The organism is Streptomyces sp. NPDC055239 (assembly GCF_053606205.1).
The window spans coordinates 1,233,203-1,251,788 of record NZ_JBSGRD010000001.1; the positions used below are offsets into that span (position 1 = coordinate 1,233,203).

At 71.2% G+C, this 18,586-nt stretch carries 19 protein-coding genes; 18 read left to right on the plus strand and 1 reads right to left on the minus strand.

Going from position 1 to position 18,586, the window contains the following annotated elements:
- The first annotated feature begins 24 nt into the window (after nucleotides 1-24).
- The 3 genes from ACWFRJ_RS05085 (at nucleotide 25) to ACWFRJ_RS05095 (ending at nucleotide 2,070) form a co-directional block, all read left to right on the plus strand.
- A complete protein-coding gene (locus ACWFRJ_RS05085) occupies nucleotides 25-447 on the plus strand; it encodes a hypothetical protein (protein ID WP_453524797.1) in 423 nt (140 codons plus the stop codon).
- A 93-nt stretch (nucleotides 448-540) separates the two neighbouring features.
- Nucleotides 541-1,218: a DUF3105 domain-containing protein gene (locus ACWFRJ_RS05090; RefSeq protein WP_453524798.1), complete on the plus strand. Its 678-nt coding sequence runs from the start codon at nucleotides 541-543 to the stop codon at nucleotides 1,216-1,218.
- A gap of 108 nt (nucleotides 1,219-1,326) precedes the next feature.
- Nucleotides 1,327-2,070: a hypothetical protein gene (locus tag ACWFRJ_RS05095; protein ID WP_453524799.1), complete on the plus strand. Its 744-nt coding sequence runs from the start codon at nucleotides 1,327-1,329 to the stop codon at nucleotides 2,068-2,070.
- Between the two features lie 46 nt (nucleotides 2,071-2,116).
- Here ACWFRJ_RS05095 and ACWFRJ_RS05100 read toward each other — a convergent pair whose 3' ends face one another.
- Nucleotides 2,117-2,980 (minus strand): universal stress protein, encoded by an 864-nt coding sequence (locus ACWFRJ_RS05100; protein ID WP_453524800.1) that lies wholly within the window; start codon nucleotides 2,978-2,980, stop codon nucleotides 2,117-2,119.
- A 171-nt stretch (nucleotides 2,981-3,151) separates the two neighbouring features.
- Between ACWFRJ_RS05100 and ACWFRJ_RS05105 the strand changes: the two genes are divergently transcribed.
- From ACWFRJ_RS05105 to ACWFRJ_RS05175, 15 genes are all read left to right on the plus strand, one after another.
- Nucleotides 3,152-3,652, plus strand: coding sequence for a hydrogenase maturation protease (locus ACWFRJ_RS05105; protein ID WP_453524801.1), 501 nt, complete (start codon nucleotides 3,152-3,154; stop codon nucleotides 3,650-3,652).
- An 11-nt stretch (nucleotides 3,653-3,663) separates the two neighbouring features.
- On the plus strand, nucleotides 3,664-5,958 hold the full coding sequence (gene hypF, locus ACWFRJ_RS05110) for a carbamoyltransferase HypF (RefSeq protein WP_453524802.1): 2,295 nt from the start codon (nucleotides 3,664-3,666) through the stop codon (nucleotides 5,956-5,958).
- A 7-nt stretch (nucleotides 5,959-5,965) separates the two neighbouring features.
- The gene (locus ACWFRJ_RS05115; protein WP_453524803.1) at nucleotides 5,966-6,235 is read left to right on the plus strand and encodes a HypC/HybG/HupF family hydrogenase formation chaperone; all 270 of its coding nucleotides are present in this window, start codon (nucleotides 5,966-5,968) and stop codon (nucleotides 6,233-6,235) included.
- A gap of 96 nt (nucleotides 6,236-6,331) precedes the next feature.
- Nucleotides 6,332-9,025: a bifunctional acetate--CoA ligase family protein/GNAT family N-acetyltransferase gene (locus tag ACWFRJ_RS05120; RefSeq protein WP_453524804.1), complete on the plus strand. Its 2,694-nt coding sequence runs from the start codon at nucleotides 6,332-6,334 to the stop codon at nucleotides 9,023-9,025.
- 13 nt (nucleotides 9,026-9,038) lie between these two features.
- Nucleotides 9,039-9,770, plus strand: a complete 732-nt coding sequence (locus tag ACWFRJ_RS05125; protein WP_453524805.1) for a CBS domain-containing protein — start codon at nucleotides 9,039-9,041, stop codon at nucleotides 9,768-9,770.
- Between the two features lie 16 nt (nucleotides 9,771-9,786).
- The gene (locus ACWFRJ_RS05130) at nucleotides 9,787-10,302 is read left to right on the plus strand and encodes a flavodoxin domain-containing protein (RefSeq protein WP_453524806.1); all 516 of its coding nucleotides are present in this window, start codon (nucleotides 9,787-9,789) and stop codon (nucleotides 10,300-10,302) included.
- Nucleotides 10,303-10,418: 116 nt separating this feature from the next.
- Nucleotides 10,419-11,600 carry a 4Fe-4S dicluster domain-containing protein gene (locus ACWFRJ_RS05135; RefSeq protein ID WP_453524807.1) on the plus strand — a complete coding sequence of 394 codons (1,182 nt, stop codon included), beginning with the start codon at nucleotides 10,419-10,421 and terminating at the stop codon, nucleotides 11,598-11,600.
- A complete protein-coding gene (locus tag ACWFRJ_RS05140) occupies nucleotides 11,597-12,061 on the plus strand; it encodes a Crp/Fnr family transcriptional regulator (protein ID WP_453524808.1) in 465 nt (154 codons plus the stop codon). Before ACWFRJ_RS05135 ends, ACWFRJ_RS05140 begins: the two co-directional genes overlap by 4 nt.
- Nucleotides 12,058-12,864, plus strand: a complete 807-nt coding sequence (locus ACWFRJ_RS05145; RefSeq protein ID WP_453524809.1) for an FAD/NAD(P)-binding protein — start codon at nucleotides 12,058-12,060, stop codon at nucleotides 12,862-12,864. The genes ACWFRJ_RS05140 and ACWFRJ_RS05145 overlap by 4 nt, the downstream gene beginning before the upstream one ends.
- A 1-nt stretch (nucleotide 12,865) precedes the next feature.
- Nucleotides 12,866-13,621, plus strand: coding sequence for an NADH-quinone oxidoreductase subunit B family protein (locus tag ACWFRJ_RS05150; protein WP_453524810.1), 756 nt, complete (start codon nucleotides 12,866-12,868; stop codon nucleotides 13,619-13,621).
- The gene (locus ACWFRJ_RS05155; RefSeq protein WP_453524811.1) at nucleotides 13,618-14,949 is read left to right on the plus strand and encodes a Ni/Fe hydrogenase subunit alpha; all 1,332 of its coding nucleotides are present in this window, start codon (nucleotides 13,618-13,620) and stop codon (nucleotides 14,947-14,949) included. The genes ACWFRJ_RS05150 and ACWFRJ_RS05155 overlap by 4 nt, the downstream gene beginning before the upstream one ends.
- Before the next feature lie 17 nt (nucleotides 14,950-14,966).
- Nucleotides 14,967-15,629, plus strand: a complete 663-nt coding sequence (locus tag ACWFRJ_RS05160) for a CBS domain-containing protein (RefSeq protein ID WP_453524812.1) — start codon at nucleotides 14,967-14,969, stop codon at nucleotides 15,627-15,629.
- Nucleotides 15,626-16,726 carry a hydrogenase formation protein HypD gene (hypD, locus tag ACWFRJ_RS05165; protein ID WP_453524813.1) on the plus strand — a complete coding sequence of 367 codons (1,101 nt, stop codon included), beginning with the start codon at nucleotides 15,626-15,628 and terminating at the stop codon, nucleotides 16,724-16,726. The genes ACWFRJ_RS05160 and hypD overlap by 4 nt, the downstream gene beginning before the upstream one ends.
- Nucleotides 16,723-17,766 carry a hydrogenase expression/formation protein HypE gene (gene hypE, locus ACWFRJ_RS05170; protein ID WP_453524814.1) on the plus strand — a complete coding sequence of 348 codons (1,044 nt, stop codon included), beginning with the start codon at nucleotides 16,723-16,725 and terminating at the stop codon, nucleotides 17,764-17,766. The genes hypD and hypE overlap by 4 nt, the downstream gene beginning before the upstream one ends.
- 127 nt (nucleotides 17,767-17,893) lie before the next feature.
- Nucleotides 17,894-18,577 carry a response regulator gene (locus ACWFRJ_RS05175; RefSeq protein ID WP_453524815.1) on the plus strand — a complete coding sequence of 228 codons (684 nt, stop codon included), beginning with the start codon at nucleotides 17,894-17,896 and terminating at the stop codon, nucleotides 18,575-18,577.
- Nucleotides 18,578-18,586: the final 9 nt, after the last annotated feature.

The following is an 18,586-nucleotide window of genomic DNA, read 5'->3' on the forward strand; positions in this document are numbered from 1 at the left end:
CGGCAGCGGCTAATATCTGCGGCCATGGCGTCAGCTCTGCGGGACACGGTGCACGGAGAGCGGCGTACCGCCGCGCGCTGCACCGTGTTCGGGATCAGCCTGGCCACCCTGCTGGCCGTCCTGTGCGTGTGCTTCGGCTCCGCGGCACATCACGACGAGCCGAGCGCCCGTGCCGCCGTCTCCTCCTCCGCCGAGCCCATGACCGGAGCCGGTGCCTCGGCATCCGCCGAGGAAGCCTCGCTCGGCCACAGCTGTCCCCCTGGCGAGCGGTGCGCGTCTGCCACGCACGCGGCGGCGATCGCGCTCCCGGAGCCCGAGCCGTCGGTGCCGACGGCGCTGGGGGAGGCGGGACTGCCCGCGACCCCGGCCACCGCACGTCCCGTACCGCCGGAGCCCGTTCACCGGTACGCCCCGGATCTCCACGTCCTTCAGGTGCAGAGGACCTAGGCCGGACCTGTCGCCGACCACCTCATGCACCATCGACATCACCGTGACCACCGCCGTGCCCCGGGCACGGCGGGGACAAGGACATCCCCGGACATGGGTACCTCCAAGAGCACCTCCAAGACAGGCAAGAAGGCCGCGACCACCGCCGCACGCAAGGCCCGCATCCAGGAGCTGCGCCGCGCCGAGCAGGCGCGTGAGCGGCGCAACCGCGTCATCGCCATCACCGCGGGCGTCGCCGTACTGGCCGGGCTCGCCGGATTCGGCTCGTACGTCCTGCTCGACGCGTCGGAGAAGAAGGACAAGGAAGAGGCCGTCGCGCAGGCCCCGGTCAAGGGCGAGAAGACGTGGGACGCGAAGAAGCTGGGGCGCAACCACGTCACGAAGAAGGTCGACTACCCGATGACCCCGGCAGCGGGCGGTGATCACAGTCAGGCCTGGGCCAACTGCCAAGGCGATGTGTACGACAAGCCGCTGGGCGAGGAGAACGCCGTCCACTCGCTGGAGCACGGCGCCGTCTGGATCACGTACAACGACAAGGCGGCGGCCGGCGACATAAAGACGCTGAGCCAGAAGGTCAGTACGACGCCCTACACATTGATGAGCCCGGTCAAGGAGCAGAAGGACGCCCTCACGCTCACCGCGTGGGGCCGCCAGATCACCGTGGACAGGGCGTCAGACCCCCGGGTCGAGCAGTTCCTCGGCAAGTACGTCCAGGGCGAGCAGACGCCGGAACCCGGTGCGGCCTGCACGGGCGGTGTCGGACCGGCGTGAGGGTGAGCGTGTGAGGGCGTGAGCGGGAGAGGCCGGGAGGCGAGTTGTTGACCTTCCGTCCGCTCCCGCCGGGTGCCATCGAAGGTCGGTACGCCTAGTCTCTGTGGTGTGCTGAGCATCGTTGATGATCTGGCCGGGTTCGGACCGCTGCGGATGTGCGCCCACGCGCCGTCGGCCGACGAGCCTGAAGACCCGGACGACCTGACCGGTCTGCGTGTGCTCCTGGTCGCGGACGTCCTGGCCCGCGTCGTCGAGCTGCGCGGCCGGGCCGTCCTCATCGGGTGGACCTGTCCGCCGGCGGCCTCGGCCGACGCCGCCGGTATCCGTCCGGCCGACGCCCACGGCACCCCCGACGAGATCGCCGAGGCTCTCGGCGGGCCGCCGGCCGTACACCTCAGCAGCCGTACGTACGCAGGAGCGGGCGGTCTGTCCCTGCACATCGGCGAGGCCGCCGCCACGGGCGCGGATCGCGACATGGGCCGGGACGAGGACCGTGACGCGCTCGCCCTGCGGCTGCTCCTCCTCGGCCACCCGCACCACGAACCGGTCGACGTCACAGAGCAAGCCGTCGCTGCCGCCGCCGAGAAGCTGGCCAACTGGCGCAAAGCCGTGGCGGCTTGGGCCGACGAACCGTCCAAGGCGATGCCCGCCGACTTCGTGAAACGGGCCGGTGCCGCCCTGGAGAAGGGGCTCGACACCCCGGCCGTGCTGCGGCTCCTCGACGATTTGGAGGCGGCCGCCGACGTACCGGGCGGCGCCAAGTTCGAGACGTTCGCGCACCTCGACCGCGTACTCGGTCTCGAAGTCGTCCGCGACATCGGCCGCTCGCGTTCCGCCGAGGTGTACCGATGAGCCATTGACGGGACGTCGGTCAGGTTCGTTCTCGGTCAGGGGACTGTCAGCTGTGCGGGACGACGGCCACCGGGCACGCCGCGTGGTGCAGCACCGCGTGGTTGACCGGGCCGAGTTGCATGCCGATGTGCCCTTTCCTGCGGCGGGCGCCGACCACCAGTAGGTCGGCGTGGCGAGAAGCGGCGAGAAGCACCGTGTGCGCGTGGCCTTCGGCGATCTGGCGGTGGACCGTGATGCCGGGATGTGCGGCCGTCGCGTCCCGTACGGCCTCGTCGACCTGAGAGGCGGCGCGCTGCTGATGTTCGTCGTGAACCGTCGCGGGGAAGTCGGGGACTTCCAGGGCCGGGCAGCGCCAGGCGTGGACGATGGTCAGGGAAGCCTTGAGCGACAGAGCCTCGTGGAAGGCGAACTCCACTGCGGGGGCAGCCTCTTCGGGGTTGCCGATGCCGAGGACGACGGTTCGGGAGCCGTCCGGCACGTTCTCCTCGCTGCCGCGTACGACGATCACCGGCGACGCGGCGTGCGCGGCGACGGACAGACTGACCGAGCCGAGCATCAACTCGGCGAACGCGCCACGCCCCCGGCTGCCGACCACGATCGCATCGGCTTCCGGGCTGAGCCGCACGAGCGCCAGGGCCGGATCCTCGGAAAGTACTTCGCTCGTCACCTTCACGGAGGCGGCGCGGCGCCGAGCGCGCTCGACGGCCGATGCCGCGATGTGGTCCGAAAGGACCTTGGCTGAGGGGCGGTTCACACCGAAGGACGGTTCGTGGCCCTCGTACCACTCCCACCTCGACGCATGGACGACACGCAGCGGCACACCGTGCGCCGCTGCCTCATCCACCGCCCAGTCCAGTGCGCGCAGGCTCGGATCCGAACCGTCGACTCCGACGATCAGGGGCTTGTCCACGTTGCCACCACCTTTCGGCAGGCCCCGGCAGGGGTTCTGCTTCGGACCGTGCCACCGAGGAGGTCGGCAGGGGAGGGGCGAACCGGCCCCGGAAAGGGACACCCGGCCCCTGTCGGGGTCTTCCCGGTGTCCGCACAGTGGCAGCACGGCCGCCCGGCGGAAGGAGGCGTGATGCCCACTCGGACACGTATCGCGGTGATCGGCGTCGGCAACGAATTCCGGCGCGACGACGGTGTGGGCTGGGCCGTGATCGCCCGGCTCCGCGCACGTGCTGTCGACCGGCCCCTTCCGACGGGGACGCTCCTTGCCACCTGCGACGGCGATCCCGCCCGCCTCCTCGGCTTGTGGGAGGGTGCGGACCTCGCGGTGGTCGTGGACGCCGCGCACGCGCACCCCGCCTGCGCCGGGCGGGTGCACCGGCTTTCGCTCGATGCCGACGTGCTGTACCGGCCACAGACGACCAGTTCGCACGGGCTCGGACTGGGGGAGGCGGTCGAACTCGCCCGGGTACTCGGCCGGTTGCCGGGCCGAATGGTCCTGTACGCCGTGGAAGGCGCCGACAGCGCGCCGGGCGCCGGACTGTCGTCGAGCGTCGAGGCCGTGGTGGCACCGCTCGTCGAAGGCATCGAGGACGAGATCGTGCGGCACCGAGACGCCGCCGCGCGCGGCTGAGAGGAGTGGCGATGCCGGAGCGCAGCGCCTTCCGCTTCGAGGTGTTCGGCACCGTGCAAGGGGTCGGCTTCCGGCCCTTCGTGCACCGGCTGGCGACCGGCCTCGGCCTGGACGGCTGGGCCACCAACACCGGGGGACACGTACAGGGCGAGATCGCCGGATCGCCGCGCGCCGTCCAGGAGTTCGCCGCGCAGCTGCACACCGACGCTCCCGCACTGGCCCGGGTGCGGCAGGTGCGGGTGACCGCCGTCCGCGGGCAACTGCCGCTCCCTGCGTCCGGCTTCACCATCCGGCACAGTGAAACCGGCCGTGCGCCGGCGGGAGGACCACGCGAGATCCTGCCCGACGCGGCGATCTGCGCCGCCTGCCTGAGTGAACTCCTGGACCCGGCCGATCGCCGGTTCCGCTACCCGTTCATCAACTGCACCGACTGCGGCCCGCGCGCCACCGTCATCGAGGACCTCCCGTACGACCGCGTCCGCACCACGATGCGGCACTTCCGGCTCTGCACGGCCTGCTCGGGGGAGTACGGCGACCCCACCGACCGGCGCTTCCACGCCGAACCCCTCGCCTGCCCCGCCTGCGGACCACAGCTCACCTGGGGCACGCTGAGCGCGGAAGCCGCGTTGCGCGCCGCGGTCGAAGCCGTGGAGAGCGGGGCCGTCGTCGCGGTGAAAGGACTCGGCGGCTATCAGCTGGTGTGCGACGCCACCGACCGGGCCGCGGTCGAGGCGTTGCGGGAGCGCAAACACCGACCGGCCAAGCCCTTCGCCGTCATGGTCCAGGACGTCGCTGCCGTACGGGAGTTGGCGAGGATGTCTGGGGCTGAACAGTCCGTTCTGGAGTCGGCTGCGCGTCCCGTCGTACTGCTCACCGCACGGGGAGCGGCTCTCGCGCCCGCCGTGCATCCGGGCACCCACCGCACCGGGCTGTTCCTGCCCACCACCGGCCTGCACCACCTCCTCGTCTCCGAACTCGCCCGCCCGCTCGTCGTTACCAGCGGCAACCTCGCCGACGAGCCGATCGCCACCGACGACGCGGAGGCCCGCCGCGCGCTTGCCGCGGTCGCCGACGGATTCCTCACCCACGACCGGCCGATCCGCGCCCGCTACGACGACTCGGTCGTCCAGGCCGTGGGCCGCTCTGTGCTCACGGTCCGCAGGGCGCGGGGCCTGGCACCGGCGCCGCTTCCCCTGACGGTCGCCGCCCCCACACCTCTGGTGGCGGTCGGTGCGCAGCTCAAGCACACGTTCACGCTGGCGGACGGCAACGGCGCCCATCTCTCCCCGCACGGCGGTGACCTCGCGGACGTGACCGCGCTGGACGCCTTCACGCATGCCTACGACGATCTCGTCCGGCTCACCGGCATCACCCCGAGCGTCGTCGCGCACGATCTGCATCCCGGCTATCTCTCCACCCAATGGGCGAAGGCCCGACCACTGCCCCGCATACCCGTCCAGCACCACCACGCCCATCTGGCGGCATGCGCGGCCGAGCACGGACTGCGTACCCCGTTCGTCGGGGTCGCCTACGACGGCCTGGGGTTCGGTGACGACGGGACGCTGTGGGGAGGGGAGGTCCTTGTCGCCGACCTGACCGGATACCGGCGGGCGGGCCGCTTCGCGACCGCGCCGCTGCCCGGCGGCGAGGCCGCGGTCCGTCACCCGTACCGGATGGCCCTCGGCTACCTCCACGGATCGGAGCTCCTCGGCAGCCCGCGCCCGTGCCACTGGCTGACCGGATCGTTCACCGAGCGGCTCGATCCGACGGAAGCCGCCGTCGTCCGCGCCATGGTGGCCCGGGGCATCAACTCCCCGCGTGCTTCGAGCGCCGGACGGCTCTTCGACGCCGTGGCGAGCCTGCTCGGCCTCGCCGATTCCGTCAGCTACGAAGGGGAAGCCGCCATGGCACTGGAGGAGGCGGCAGGTACCGTCAGCGCGCTGCCTCTGGCCCGCCGCCTCGTGCAGGTGGACGGCTTGTGGGTGTATGACCCGGGGCCGACCCTGATCGACCTTCTGGACAGGCAGCGCGGCGGCGAGAGCGTCCCGGCGCTCGCCGCGGCCTTCCACCAGGCCCTGGCCCTCGTGACCGCCGAACTGGTCGCACACGCCGTTCAGGACGGCGCCCCGCGCACCGTCTGCCTCGCCGGGGGCTGCTTCCTCAATCGCCGTCTGCTCACCGAGGTCAGCCGCCGCCTGCGCGCACAGGGTCTGCGGGTGCTGGTCGCCGAGGCCGTTCCGGTGGGTGACGGCGGCATCAGCTACGGGCAGGCCGCCATCGCCGCCGCCCGGCTCGCGAAGGAGTGAGCGCACGATGTGCCTGGGCATTCCCGGCCGGGTCCTGGAGATCAGGGACGACGCCGGTCTCCGCATGGCCACCGTCGACTTCGGCGGCGTACGACGCGAGGCCTGCCTGGCCTGCACACCGACGGCCACGGTCGGTACGTACGTCATCGTGCACGTCGGGTTCGCCATCACCGAGGTCGACGAAGCAGAGGCCGAACGGACCCTGGACGTCCTGCGGGCGATGGCAGGGGCGGTGGAGGCCGAACTCGGCGAACCGCTGCCCCGCCCGTCCGCATAGGGCCGGTCGGCCCCCGACCGCACCCGGCCAGCCCCTGGGGCACCGCCCCCGACCGCTCGACCCTGGAAGAGTCAACCTGCTCTCTGGAGGCCCGAGATGACGCACGACGAGCGAAGCCGAGCTCCGGTCCACGCCCTGCTCGCCGACGGGACGACCACCTGCATACGGGCCGTCCGTCCCGAAGATCACGCACAACTTCAGGGCCTCTACGAGGAGATGTCGCCGGAGAATCTGCGCCTGCGGTTCTTCGCGGCGAGCCGCCGGTCCGCCGCACAGGCCGCGGACCGGGCCTGCGCCGCTCCCCACGCCGGATACCGCGTGCTGCTCGCCGAGACCAAGGGCCAGGTCATCGGTCTTGCCGAGTACGAGAGGACCGATGAGCCCGACACCGCCGAGATCTCACTCGCCGTGGCCGAGGGCCTGCACCACCGGGGGATCGGCACCCTGCTCCTGGAGCACTTGGTCTCCGCTGCCCGGGCCGACGGCATCAACGCGTTCACGGCCGACGCGCTCGCCGAGAACCACGAGGTCCTGAAGGTCTTCGCCGACCTCGGACTGAGCACCGCCCGCCGCTTCGAGGGTCCCGAACTGCGCTGCACCATCCGTCTGGAGGAGGACGAGACCTACCTGGCGGCGGTCGAGGCACGCGGCAGCGCGGCCGACGTGGCAAGCCTGCGGCCGCTGCTGCGGCCGGATTCGATAGCCGTGGTCGGAGCGGGCCGCAGGGCCGGTTCGGTCGGTCGCGCCGTTCTGCGCAATCTGCGCACCGGTGGCTTCACCCGGCAGCTCTTCGCCGTCAACCCGAGCGTGTCATCGCTGATGAGCGTGCCCGCCTACCCGTCGGTCGCCGCGTTGCCGCAAGTCCCCGACCTGGCGGTCCTCGCGGTACCCGCGTCGGGCCTGTCCGCGACGGCGGAGGAGTGCGGCAAGGCGGGCGTACGCGCTCTTGTGGTCGTCACGGCCGGCCTGGACGGCGCACAGGCAGCCGCCCTCCTTGCCACCTGCCGGACCTACGGAATGCGTCTGGTGGGCCCGAACTGCCTGGGCATCTCCAACACGGACAAGGCGCTGTCGCTGGACTCGACCTTCGCCGCCCGGCATCCGCATCGCGGCACGGCCGGTGTCGCCGTGCAGTCCGGGGGAGTGGGAATCGCCCTGCTGGGCGGCCTGTCCCGGCTCGGCCTCGGCGTTTCCAGCTTCGTCTCGCTCGGCGACAAGTACGACGTGAGCGGCAACGACCTGCTCCAGTGGTGGGAGTTCGACGGCGTCACGGACCTGGCCCTGCTGCACCTGGAGTCCTTCGGAAACCCGCGGGCCTTCTCACGCACCGCGCGCCGGGTGACCCGCCGGATGCCGGTCCTGACCGTGGACGCGGGCCGTACCGAGGCCGGTCGGCGGGCCGCCGCCTCGCACACCGCCGCAGCCGCCACACGCACGATGACCCGGCAGGCCCTGTTCACCCAGGCAGGCGTCACCGCCACCCGCACGATCGGTGAACTCCTGGAAACCGCCGCCCTTCTGCACTCCCAGCCGGTGCCGGCCGGGAACCGCGTCGTCCTCGTCACCAACGCGGGCGGCGCGGGCGTGCTCGCGGCGGACGCGTGCGCCGAGGCCGGACTCGTCCTGCCGCCGCTCCCCACCGATCTCATGGACGACCTGCTGGCCGTCCTGCCCGCGGGCGCCTCGGCCGCGGGCCCGGTCGACGCCACCGCCGCCGTCACCGAGGAGGAACTCAAGAACTGTGTGGACCGGCTCACTCTGTCCGGCGCCATCGACGCCGTCCTCGTGGTGCTTGTCCCCACCGCGGTCGCCGCGGCGACCGGCGACGACCTCGTACGGGCCCTCACCCACGCCCCCGGTCGTCGTTCCCGAACGGTCGCCGCGGTTCGCCTCGACCAGACACTGCCCGTGCGGCTGCTGCCGACCGCGGAAGGCGGCACCGTACCCTCCTTCGCCGATCCGCAGGCGGCCGCACGCGCCCTGGCTCACGCCGTCCGCCGCGCCCAGTGGCTGGCCCGTCCGCCGGGCACCGTCCCGGACCTCGTCGGCGTGGAGACACGACGCGCCCAAACGGTGACCGAGACCTGGCTCGCAGAGCACCCCGAAGGCGGCTGGCTGGACCCGGGCACCTGCGCCGATCTCCTGGCCTGCTACCGCATACCCCAACTGCCCTGGGCGTGGGCCGAGACCGAGGACGACGCGGTCCTCGCCGCCGAGCGGTTGCGCGGTCCGGACGGCCGGGTGGTGATGAAGGCCCACTGGCCGGGCCTGGTGCACAAGAGTGAGCAGCGCGCCATCCACCTCGATCTGCGGGGAGACGCCCAGGTGCGGGCCGCCTTCCGGGACTTCGAGACCCGGTTCGCCGGTCTGCTGACCGGTGTGGTGGTCCAGCCCCTCGCCGAGCGCGGCACCGAGATGTTCGCGGGCGTCGTCCAGGACGAGGTGTTCGGCCCCCTTGTCCTGTTCGGACTCGGCGGCACGGCCACGGAACTGCTCGCGGACCACGCGGCCCGCCTGGCCCCGCTCACCGACCTCGACGTCCACGACCTGATCACCGCGCCGCGCTGCGCCCCGCTGCTCTTCGGCCACGGCGGCAGCGGCCCGGTCGACCTCGAAGGTCTCGAGCAACTGCTGCACAGGCTGTCCCGGATGGCCTGCGACCTGCCGCAGCTCGCCGAGGCCGACTTCAACCCCGTCCTGGCCTGGCCGGGCGGCACCACGGCACTCGATGTGCGCATACGACTGCTGCCTCGTACCGCCCACGACCCGTACCTGCGCCGACTGCGCTGAGGAGGAGACAGAGATGAGGCACAGCAAGATCGGCTCGGTGATGACCAGCGAGGTGGTCAGTGCTCAGTACGGCACACCGTTCAAGGAGGTGGCCAAGCGCTTCTCCGAGTACCGCATCAGTGGGCTGCCCGTGATCGACGCCGACGACAAGGTGGTCGGAGTGATCTCGGAGACGGATCTGCTGGTGCGCGAAGCGCAGGCTCCCGACCCGCACCGGCCGCCGCGCCGATTCCGGCTGTCCCGGATGAGCGGCGCCGCGCGGAAGGACCGGGCCAAGGCCACGGCACGGACGGCGGGACAGCTCATGTCCACGCCTCCCGTCTGCGTCCACGCCGACAACACCATCGCCGAAGGTGCCCGTCGCATGGCCCAGCACAAGGTGGAGCGGCTGCCCGTCGTCGACGACGAGGACCGCCTGGTCGGCATCGTCACCCGGCGCGACCTGCTCCAGGTGTTCCTGCGCGCCGACCACGAGATCCGTCACGAGGTGATCGAACAGATCCTGGTGCGCACTCTTTGGCTGACACCCCAGGCCGTCAGGGTCGATGTGCAGAACGGTGTGGTGACCCTCGAGGGACAGCTGGAGCGCCGCAGCGAAGTATCCGTCGCCCTGCACATGACGCGCGAGACGGACGGAGTCGTCGCAGTCGTCGACAAGCTCACCTTCCGCCTGGACGACTCCCACCTTCAGCCGAGCGATCAGGCGCTTCGGGGCGTGGCCGACGACTGGCTGCGCAAACTCTGATGAGGGGCGGACCACCATGACCGTCAAGGTGCTCGTCGCGTACGCGACGAAGAACTGCTCCACGGCCGAGATAGCCCGTACCATCACGGAGGTCCTGCGCAAGGAGGGCCTGGAGTCCGAGATGCGGCCGGTCTCCGAGGTCGGCGATGTCCAGGCGTACGACGCCGTCGTGCTCGGCAGTCCGCTCTACGCGGGCCGCTGGCACAAGGACGCCCGCCGGTTCGTCAGGCGCAGGGCCAAGTCGCTGGCTGAGCGGCCGGTGTGGCTGTTCAGCAGCGGCCCTCTCGACGCGTCGGCGGGCGAGCGGGACATCCCACCGGTACCTGCCGTGCGCCGTGCCCTCATCCGGCTCGACGCCAGGGATCACGTCACTTTCGGCGGCTGTCTGGAAGAGGGAGCGAAGGGCCGCATCGCCCGCATGATCATCAAATCCGGGAAGGGCGGCGACTTCCGCGACTTCGACCAGATCTCCGCCTGGGCGCGGGGCATCGGCGCCACGCTGCGGGGCGAGGTCGCGGTGGACCGGTGGTGAGCCTCAACCTGGCCCGGCCGGACCCGAAAGGGGACCGCTCGGCCCCTGCCCCGCGTGCGGCTCCTCTTCGAGCCTGGTGAGCAGGGAAGAACCACCCGATGTGTGGGAGGACGGACATGACGACCCCCGGAGCCACGGCAGTCCTCGACCGGAACGGCTTGAACGCCCTCGTCGCGCAGCTGGTGGCCGACGGCCGGACCGTCGTCGGACCCACTGTCCGTGACGGTGCCGTCGTCCTCGCCGAACTCGACTCGGCCGATCAACTCCCGTACGGCTGGGGCGTGGAGCTGGAAGCCGGACACTACCGCCTGCGGCCCCGCGAGGACGGCGCCGCCTTCGCGCACTCCGCCGGTCCGCAGTCCTGGAAGAACTATCTCCACCCGCAGCGCGAGCGCATGTGGAGCGCGGACCGCGCACCCGACGGAACGGTGGCCATCAGTACCGATGCCGCCGATCAGCCCTCGTACGCGTTCCTCGGAGTCCGGCCCTGCGACCTGCGGGCCATAGCGATCCAGGACCGGGTACTGGCGGGCGGACTTCCCCAAGCTCTCGGCTCCGCTCGAGCAGGGGAGACCCCACCCCAGGACAGCGGCTATGGGGTCCGCCGGAGGGGAGCGTTCCTCATAGCCGCCGAGTGCACCGAACCGGGCGCTACCTGCTTCTGTGTCTCCATGGGCAGCGGCCCAGGAGCCGATGCCGGATTCGACCTCGCACTCACCGAGGTGATCGACGCCGGGGAGCACCGCTTCTTCGTACGCGTCGGCAGTGAGGCGGGCGCGGAACTGCTCGCCAAGATCCCGCACCGTGAGGCCGACATCGGGACACAGGACGCGGCAGCCACCGCGGTGTCCGAGGCCGTCGACAAGATGGGCCGGGCCATGCCGCCGGTGAGCCTGCGGCAGCTGATGGGTTCGAGTCTGGACGCCGAACGCTGGGACGACGTCGCCTCGCGCTGTCTGACCTGCGGCAACTGCACGATGGTCTGCCCGACCTGCTTCTGCACCACCACGGAGGAGGTCACCGACCTCACCGGCGACCACGCGGAGCGCTGGCAGCGCTGGGACTCCTGCTTCGACCTGGACTTCTCCTACGTGCACGGCGGGCCCGTGCGCTCCTCGGCCCGCAGCCGCTACCGGCAGTGGCTCACCCACAAACTCGGCACCTGGCACGACCAGTTCGACAGCTCCGGCTGTGTGGGCTGCGGCCGCTGCATCGTCTGGTGCCCGGTCGGCATCGACATCACCGAAGAGGTGGCGGCCCTCAAGGACGAGGCAGACCAGAAGGAGACACAGCGATGAGCAACACCACGACGATGATGAGCGCCCTTCCGGCCGAGCACCGCAACCGGCTGATGCGGATCGCCCGCCAGGTCTCCTTCCCGGCCGGGAGCCGGATCTTCGAGGAGGGCGGGCACGCCGACCGGTTCTGGATCATCCGCACCGGATCAGTCGTGCTCGACATGCACGTCCCCGGCCGCCGGTCACCCGCGATCGAGACCCTCGGCCACGGTGAACTCCTCGGCTGGTCCTGGATGTTCACGCCGTACGTCTGGCAGCTGGGCGCCGTGGCACAGAGCCCCGTACGGGCCGACGAGTTCGACGCCCTCGCCGTGCGGCTGATGTGCGAGGACGACCCGGCCCTGGGTACGGTCGTCGGCCAGTGGGTGGGGCGCGTCCTCGCCCACCGCCTGCAGGCGGCCAGGACCCGCCTCCTGGACCTGTACGCCCCCTACGGCAGCGGAAGCGGTGTGCGGGGATGACCGCCACGCCGGTTCCCTACCGGGTCGTCGCCCGCTGGACGGAGACGCCGGACACGGCCACGCTCCGCCTCGAGCCGGTCGGGGAGCCGCTGCCCGCCTTCGTGCCGGGGCAGTTCGCCATGGTGTGGGCGTTCGGCCGGGGCGAGATCCCGCTGTCGGTCAGCGCCCTCCCCACCACCGGCGGGCTTGCGCACACGGTACGCGGCGTCGGTGCCGTCTCCGAGGGGCTGTACGCCGCAGAAGTCGGCGACACACTCGGACTGCGCGGGCCGTACGGCACCGGCTGGGAGCTGGAGAAGGCCGTCGGACAGGACCTCGTGGTCGTCGCGGGCGGCATCGGCCTCGCACCGCTGCGTCCCCTCATCCGGGACGCGGAGGCCGACCCGAAACCGTACGGGAGACTGAACGTCCTGGTGGGCGCACGTACCCCCGCGGACCTCATGGCGAAGATCGAGACCCGGCGGTGGAAGACCGCGTACACGGGAGTGACCGTCGACCGGCCCGACGGCCGCTGGACGGGCCAGATCGGCGTCGTCACCAGACTGCTCGACCAGGCGCGGTTCGCTCCACGGGACACCACCGCATTCGTCTGCGGACCCGAGCCGATGATCCGGGCGACCGCCCGTGACCTGCTGCACCGTGGCGTGTCCGGCGACCGCATCCGCGTCTCCCTCGAACGCAACATGCGCTGTGCGACCGGGCACTGTGGCCACTGCCAGCTCGGCCCGCTGCTGCTGTGCCGGGACGGCCCCGTCGTCACCTGGAGCCAGGCGGAACCACTGCTCTACGTCAGGGAGCTGTGAGATGACTCCACCGACTCTGGCCGTGTTCAAGCTCGCCTCCTGCGACGGCTGCCAGCTCACCCTGCTCGACTGCGAGGACGAACTCCTCGGCCTCGCCGGGCAGGTGGAGATCACCCACTTCCTGGAGGCTTCCAGCGCGACCGCACCGGGCCCGTACGACCTGGCCCTGGTCGAGGGCTCCGTCACCACGCCCGCCGACGCCGCGCGGATCCGCGAGATCCGGGACGTCTGCCGGCACCTGGTGACGATCGGGGCCTGCGCGACGGCCGGTGGCATCCAGGCGCTGCGGAACTTCGCCGACGTCGAGGAGTTCACCCGCACCGTCTACGCCCGCCCCGACTACATCGACACGCTCGCCACGTCCACACCGGTGTCCGCGCACGTGGACGTCGACTTCGAGCTGCGAGGCTGCCCCGTCGACCGCCGTCAGCTCCTGGAGGTCATCACCGCGTACCTGGCGGGCCGCAAGCCGGACATCGCCGACCACAGCGTGTGCTTCGAGTGCAAGCGGCGCGGCACGGTCTGCGTCACCGTCGCCCACGGCACGCCCTGCCTCGGCCCGGTCACCCACGCCGGATGCGGGGCGATCTGCCCGGCCTACGGACGCGGCTGCTACGGCTGCTTCGGCCCGTCCGGCTCGGTCAACCTGCCCGCGCTGATCCCGGTCCTGCACCGCGACGGCATGGACGACCGCGACACCGAGCGCTTCCTGCACACCTTCAACTCGGCTGCCTTCGAGGAGGAGTTACGCCGATGACGCACCGCGGCTCCCGTGTCCTCCACGTCGGCTCGCTCTCCCGGGTCGAGGGCGAAGGCGCGCTGCACCTGAGCGTCCACGACGGGACCGTCACGGAGGCACGGCTGCAGATCTATGAACCGCCGCGGTTCTTCGAGGCGTTCCTGCGGGGCAGGTCATACACCGAGCCGCCCGACATCACGGCCCGCGTGTGCGGAATCTGCCCGGTCGCCTACCAGCTGAGCGCCTGCGCCGCGATCGAGGACGCCTGCGGAGTCACCGTCGACCCGGCCCTGCGCGCACTGCGACGGCTGCTGTACTGCGGCGAGTGGATCGAGAGCCAGACCCTGCACATCTACCTCCTGCACGCCCCCGACTTCCTCGGCTGCGACAGCGCCATCGAGCTCGCCCGCACCGCCCGGGGGCACGTCGAACGGGGACTGCGCCTGAAGCAGGCCGGCAACGCGATCCTCGAACTCCTCGGCGGCCGTGCCATCCACCCGGTCAACGTCCGCCTCGGCGGCTTCCACCGCACCCCGACAGCGGGCGAACTCAAGCCGTTGGCTGTCCAGCTGAAGCGGGCTCTCGACGACGCCTGGCGGACCGTCGAGTGGGTCTCCGGTTTCGACTTCCCCGATGCGCAGACCGACGCCGACCTGCTCGCCCTCGCCGACCCGGGAACGTACGCCATCGAGAGCGGTACCCCCACCGTCCTGCGCGCGGACGGCACGCGCAGCGCCTTCCTCCTACCGGCCTTCCTGGACCACGTGCGTGAGGAGCACCTCCCGCACTCCACCGCCCTGCACTCCACCCTTGACGGGCGCCGCCATCTCACCGGCTCCCTCGCCCGGTTCGCGATCGGCGGCAGGCGCCTGTCCCGTACGGCCGTGGAAGCCGCCCGCACCGCGGGGCTCGGGGATCCCCGAGAAGGTGCCGTCTGCCGCAATCCGTACCGGTCGATCCTGGTCCGAGCCGTCGAGACCGTGTACGCCGTCGACGAAGCGCTCCGGATCATCGCGGCGTACGAGCCACCCAGGCGCCCGTACACCGAAGTCCCGGCACTCGCGGGCACCGGGCACGGCGCGACGGAGGCCCCCCGAGGGTTGCTCTACCACCGCTACGTCCTGGATGCCGAAGGCACCGTCACCGACGCCCGTCTCGTGCCGCCCACCGCGCAGAACCAGGGGGCGATCGAGGACGACCTGCGCCGCACCGCCCAGCACGCGATCACCCGGTACGACGCGGGGGACGAGCAGCTGACGCGGTGGTGTGAGCGCGCCATCCGCAACCACGACCCGTGCATCTCCTGTTCCACCCACTTCCTCGACCTGACCGTCGACCGCACCTGACTCCTGGGGAGGCTGCCGTGCTCCACACCCCGCGCACCGTGAGCGACGTGATGACCCACACCGTCATCGCCGTGGGCCGCGAGGCCCCCTTCAAAGAGATCGTCTCGCTGATGGAACAGTGGAAGATCAGCGCGCTGCCCGTATTGGAGGGCGAGGGCCGGGTGATCGGTGTGGTCTCCGAGGCGGATCTGCTGCCCAAGGAGGAATTCCGCGACAGCGACCCCTCCCGCTTCGACCAGGTGCGCCGCCTCCCCGACCTGGCCAAGGCCGGTGGCGTGAGCGCGGGCGATGTGATGAGCACTCCCGCCGTCACCGTCCACGCGGACACCACTCTGCCGCAGGCCGCGCGGATCATGGCCCTGCGGCATGTCAAAAGGCTCCCCGTGACCGACGCCCACGGACTGCTGCAGGGTGTGGTCAGCCGCAGCGACCTGCTCAAGGTGTTCCTGCGCACCGACGAGGAACTCGCCGACGAGGTGACCCGCACCGTGACCTCTCTCCTCTTCCCGGACGGCGCCGTCACGGTGGTCGTGGAGGACGGCGTGGTCACCCTCGGCGGCGCGGTCCGCGACAAGACCCTCGTCCCGGCCGCCGCCCGGCTCGCCCGGGCCGTCGAAGGAGTCGTGGACGTCCGCATGGACCTGGACCGGCCCGAACCCGATCAGGCACTGCCCCGATGAAGTACCTCGACGAATACCGTGACCCCGCACTGGCCCGGAAGCTGCTTGCGGAGCTGCGGCGCACGACGACACACCCCTGGCGGATCATGGAGGTCTGCGGCGGCCAGACCCACACCCTGGTCCGGCAGGGCATCGACGAACTGCTCCCCGCCGGTATCCGCATGATCCACGGCCCCGGCTGCCCGGTCTGCGTCACCCCGCTGGAGACCCTTGACCGCGCCATGGCCATCGCGGCTCGCCCCGGAGTGATCCTCACCAGCTTCGGCGACATGCTGCGCGTCCCCGGCAGTACCACCGACCTGCTGGCCCTGCGGGCGCGTGGAGCGGACGTACGGGTGGTCTACGCGCCGATGGATGCCGTGCGGATCGCCGAGCAGAACCCCGACCACCAAGTCGTCTTCCTGGCCGTCGGGTTCGAGACCACCGCGCCCGCCAACGCGATGACCGTCCTGCACGCCTCTCGGGTCGGCCTCTCCAACTTCTCGCTCCTGGTCAGCCACGTTCTCGTACCGCCCGCCATGACCGCCCTCCTGGACGACGCGGAGTGCGAGGTCGAGGCGTTCCTCGCCGCCGGGCACGTCTGCGCGGTCATGGGCTGGACGGAGTACGAGCCGATCGCCGCGCGGTACCACGTGCCGGTCGTGGTCACCGGATTCGAGCCGCTCGACCTGCTCGAAGGCATCCTGATGGCGGTCACTCAGCTGGAAGAGGGCAGGCACGACGTCGAGAACCAGTACGTCCGGGCCGTCCACCGCACGGGCAACAGCGAGGCCCAGGACATCCTCAACCGCGTCTTCCGGATCACCGACCGGGCCTGGCGCGGCATCGGAACACTCCCCGCGAGCGGCCTCGAACTCGCCCCGGAGTACGCCTCCTTCGACGCCGCCGACCGATTCGACGTGCGCGGTCCGCACTCCACCGAGGACCCCGATTGCATCGCGGGCGGCATCCTCACCGGCGCCCGACTGCCCACTGACTGCCGTGCCTACGGGACCCGTTGCACGCCCCGCACCCCGCTCGGTGCCCCCATGGTCTCCGGCGAGGGCACTTGTGCGGCCTTCCACGCCGCCGGACGAACGAGGAGCACCCCGTCATGAACCTCGACTGCCCCCTCCCGAACGGCGAGCACGAACTCGTCCAGCTGGGCCACGGCGCGGGCGGCAGACTCACCGCTGAACTGCTCGACACGCTCGTCCTGCCCGCGCTGGGCGGACCGCCGGATGGTCCACTCGAAGACGCGGCCCTTCTCCCGCGCCTTCCGGGGACGGACGAGCTCGTCGTCAGTACCGACTCGTTCGTGGTCAGCCCGCTCGTCTTCCCCGGCGGTGACATCGGCTCCCTTGCCGTCCACGGCACAGTCAACGACCTGGCCATGCGCGGCGCCCTGCCCCTGGCCATGACCCTCGCGGTGATCGCCGAGGAAGGACTTCCGCTGGCGGAACTCCGTGCCGTCCTCAACTCCGCGGGGAAAGCCGCGTACGAGGCAGGTGTCCCGTTCATCACAGGGGACACCAAAGTCGTCGGCCGCGGCGCCGCCGACCGCCTCTTCCTCAACACGACCGGTATCGGCCGCCGCATCCCCGGCCTGGTGCCCTCCGCCGCCGGGGCCCGCCCAGGTGACGTGGTCCTGCTCTCCGGACCGATAGGCCTGCACGGCTCCGCCGTCCTCTCCACGCGCGAAGGGCTCGGCTTCGAGACGGACATCGCCTCCGACACCCGCCCCCTGCACCGCCTCGTCCAGGCCCTCGCCCCCTTGGGCGCAGCCGTCCACAGCCTGCGCGACCCCACGAGGGGCGGCCTTGCCGCCACGCTGAACGAGATCGCGGGTACCTCGGGGGTCGGAGTGGAGATCGAAGAGTGTGCTGTTCCGATACCCCGGGCCGTGGCCGCCGCGTGCGACTTGCTCGGCCTCGATCCGTTGATCGTCGCCAACGAGGGCTGCTTGGCCGCCTTCATCGAGGCGGACAGGGCCGACGCGGCGCTCACCGCACTGCGCGCGTACCCCGAAGGAGCCCAGGCCGTCCGCATCGGGCATTGCACGGCAAGCCCGGCCGGCCGGGTCGAGCTACGCACGCTGATCGGCGCGCGACGGGTCGTGGACATGCCGCTGGGCGAACAACTCCCGCGCATCTGCTGAGAGCAACTCCCGCGCATCTGCCGGGAGACGGCCTCGGAATCGGGCAGTGGGGCCCATCCGGCCCTGGTGCGCCGCACCGCCCACCCGACACGATCTGAACGGACCCGTCGACACCCAGGGGGCAGTCATGGCCGAACGTTCCTTCTCACCTGACCACCCGATCCGGGTCTTCCTCCTCGACGACCACGAGGTCGTGCGCAGGGGAGTGCACGACCTGCTCGACTCCGAACCCGACATCGTGGTCGTCGGGGAAGCAGGCACGAGTGAGCAGGCCTTGATCCGTGGCCCCGCCCTGCGCCCGGACGTGGCCATCCTCGACATCCGCCTGCCCGACAGCGACGGCATCACGGTCTGCCGTGAGCTGCGTTCGAAGCTGCCGGATGTGGCCTGCCTCATGCTGACCTCGTTCGATGACGACGACGCGCTCCTGGACGCGATCATGGCAGGGGCCGCGGGCTACGTCCTGAAGCAGATCAAGGGCACCGACCTGATCGACGCGGTACGCACCGTCGCCGCGGGCCAGTCCCTGCTCGACCCGGCCACCACGACCCGCCTGATGAGTACGCTGCGGGGGCCGGACGAGACGGCGCCGCCGCAGGACGACAAGCTGGCCGGACTCTCCGAACGCGAGCGCGACATCCTGGCCCTGATAGGCGAAGGCCTCACCAACCGCCAGATCGGCAAACAGCTCTATCTCTCCGAGAAGACCGTGAAGAACCACATCTCCCGGCTCTTGTCGAAGCTGGGTGTCGAGCGCCGCGTTCAAGCCGCCGTGATCGCCGCTCACTTCGACCCGGAGCAGTCACGCTGATCGCTCTCT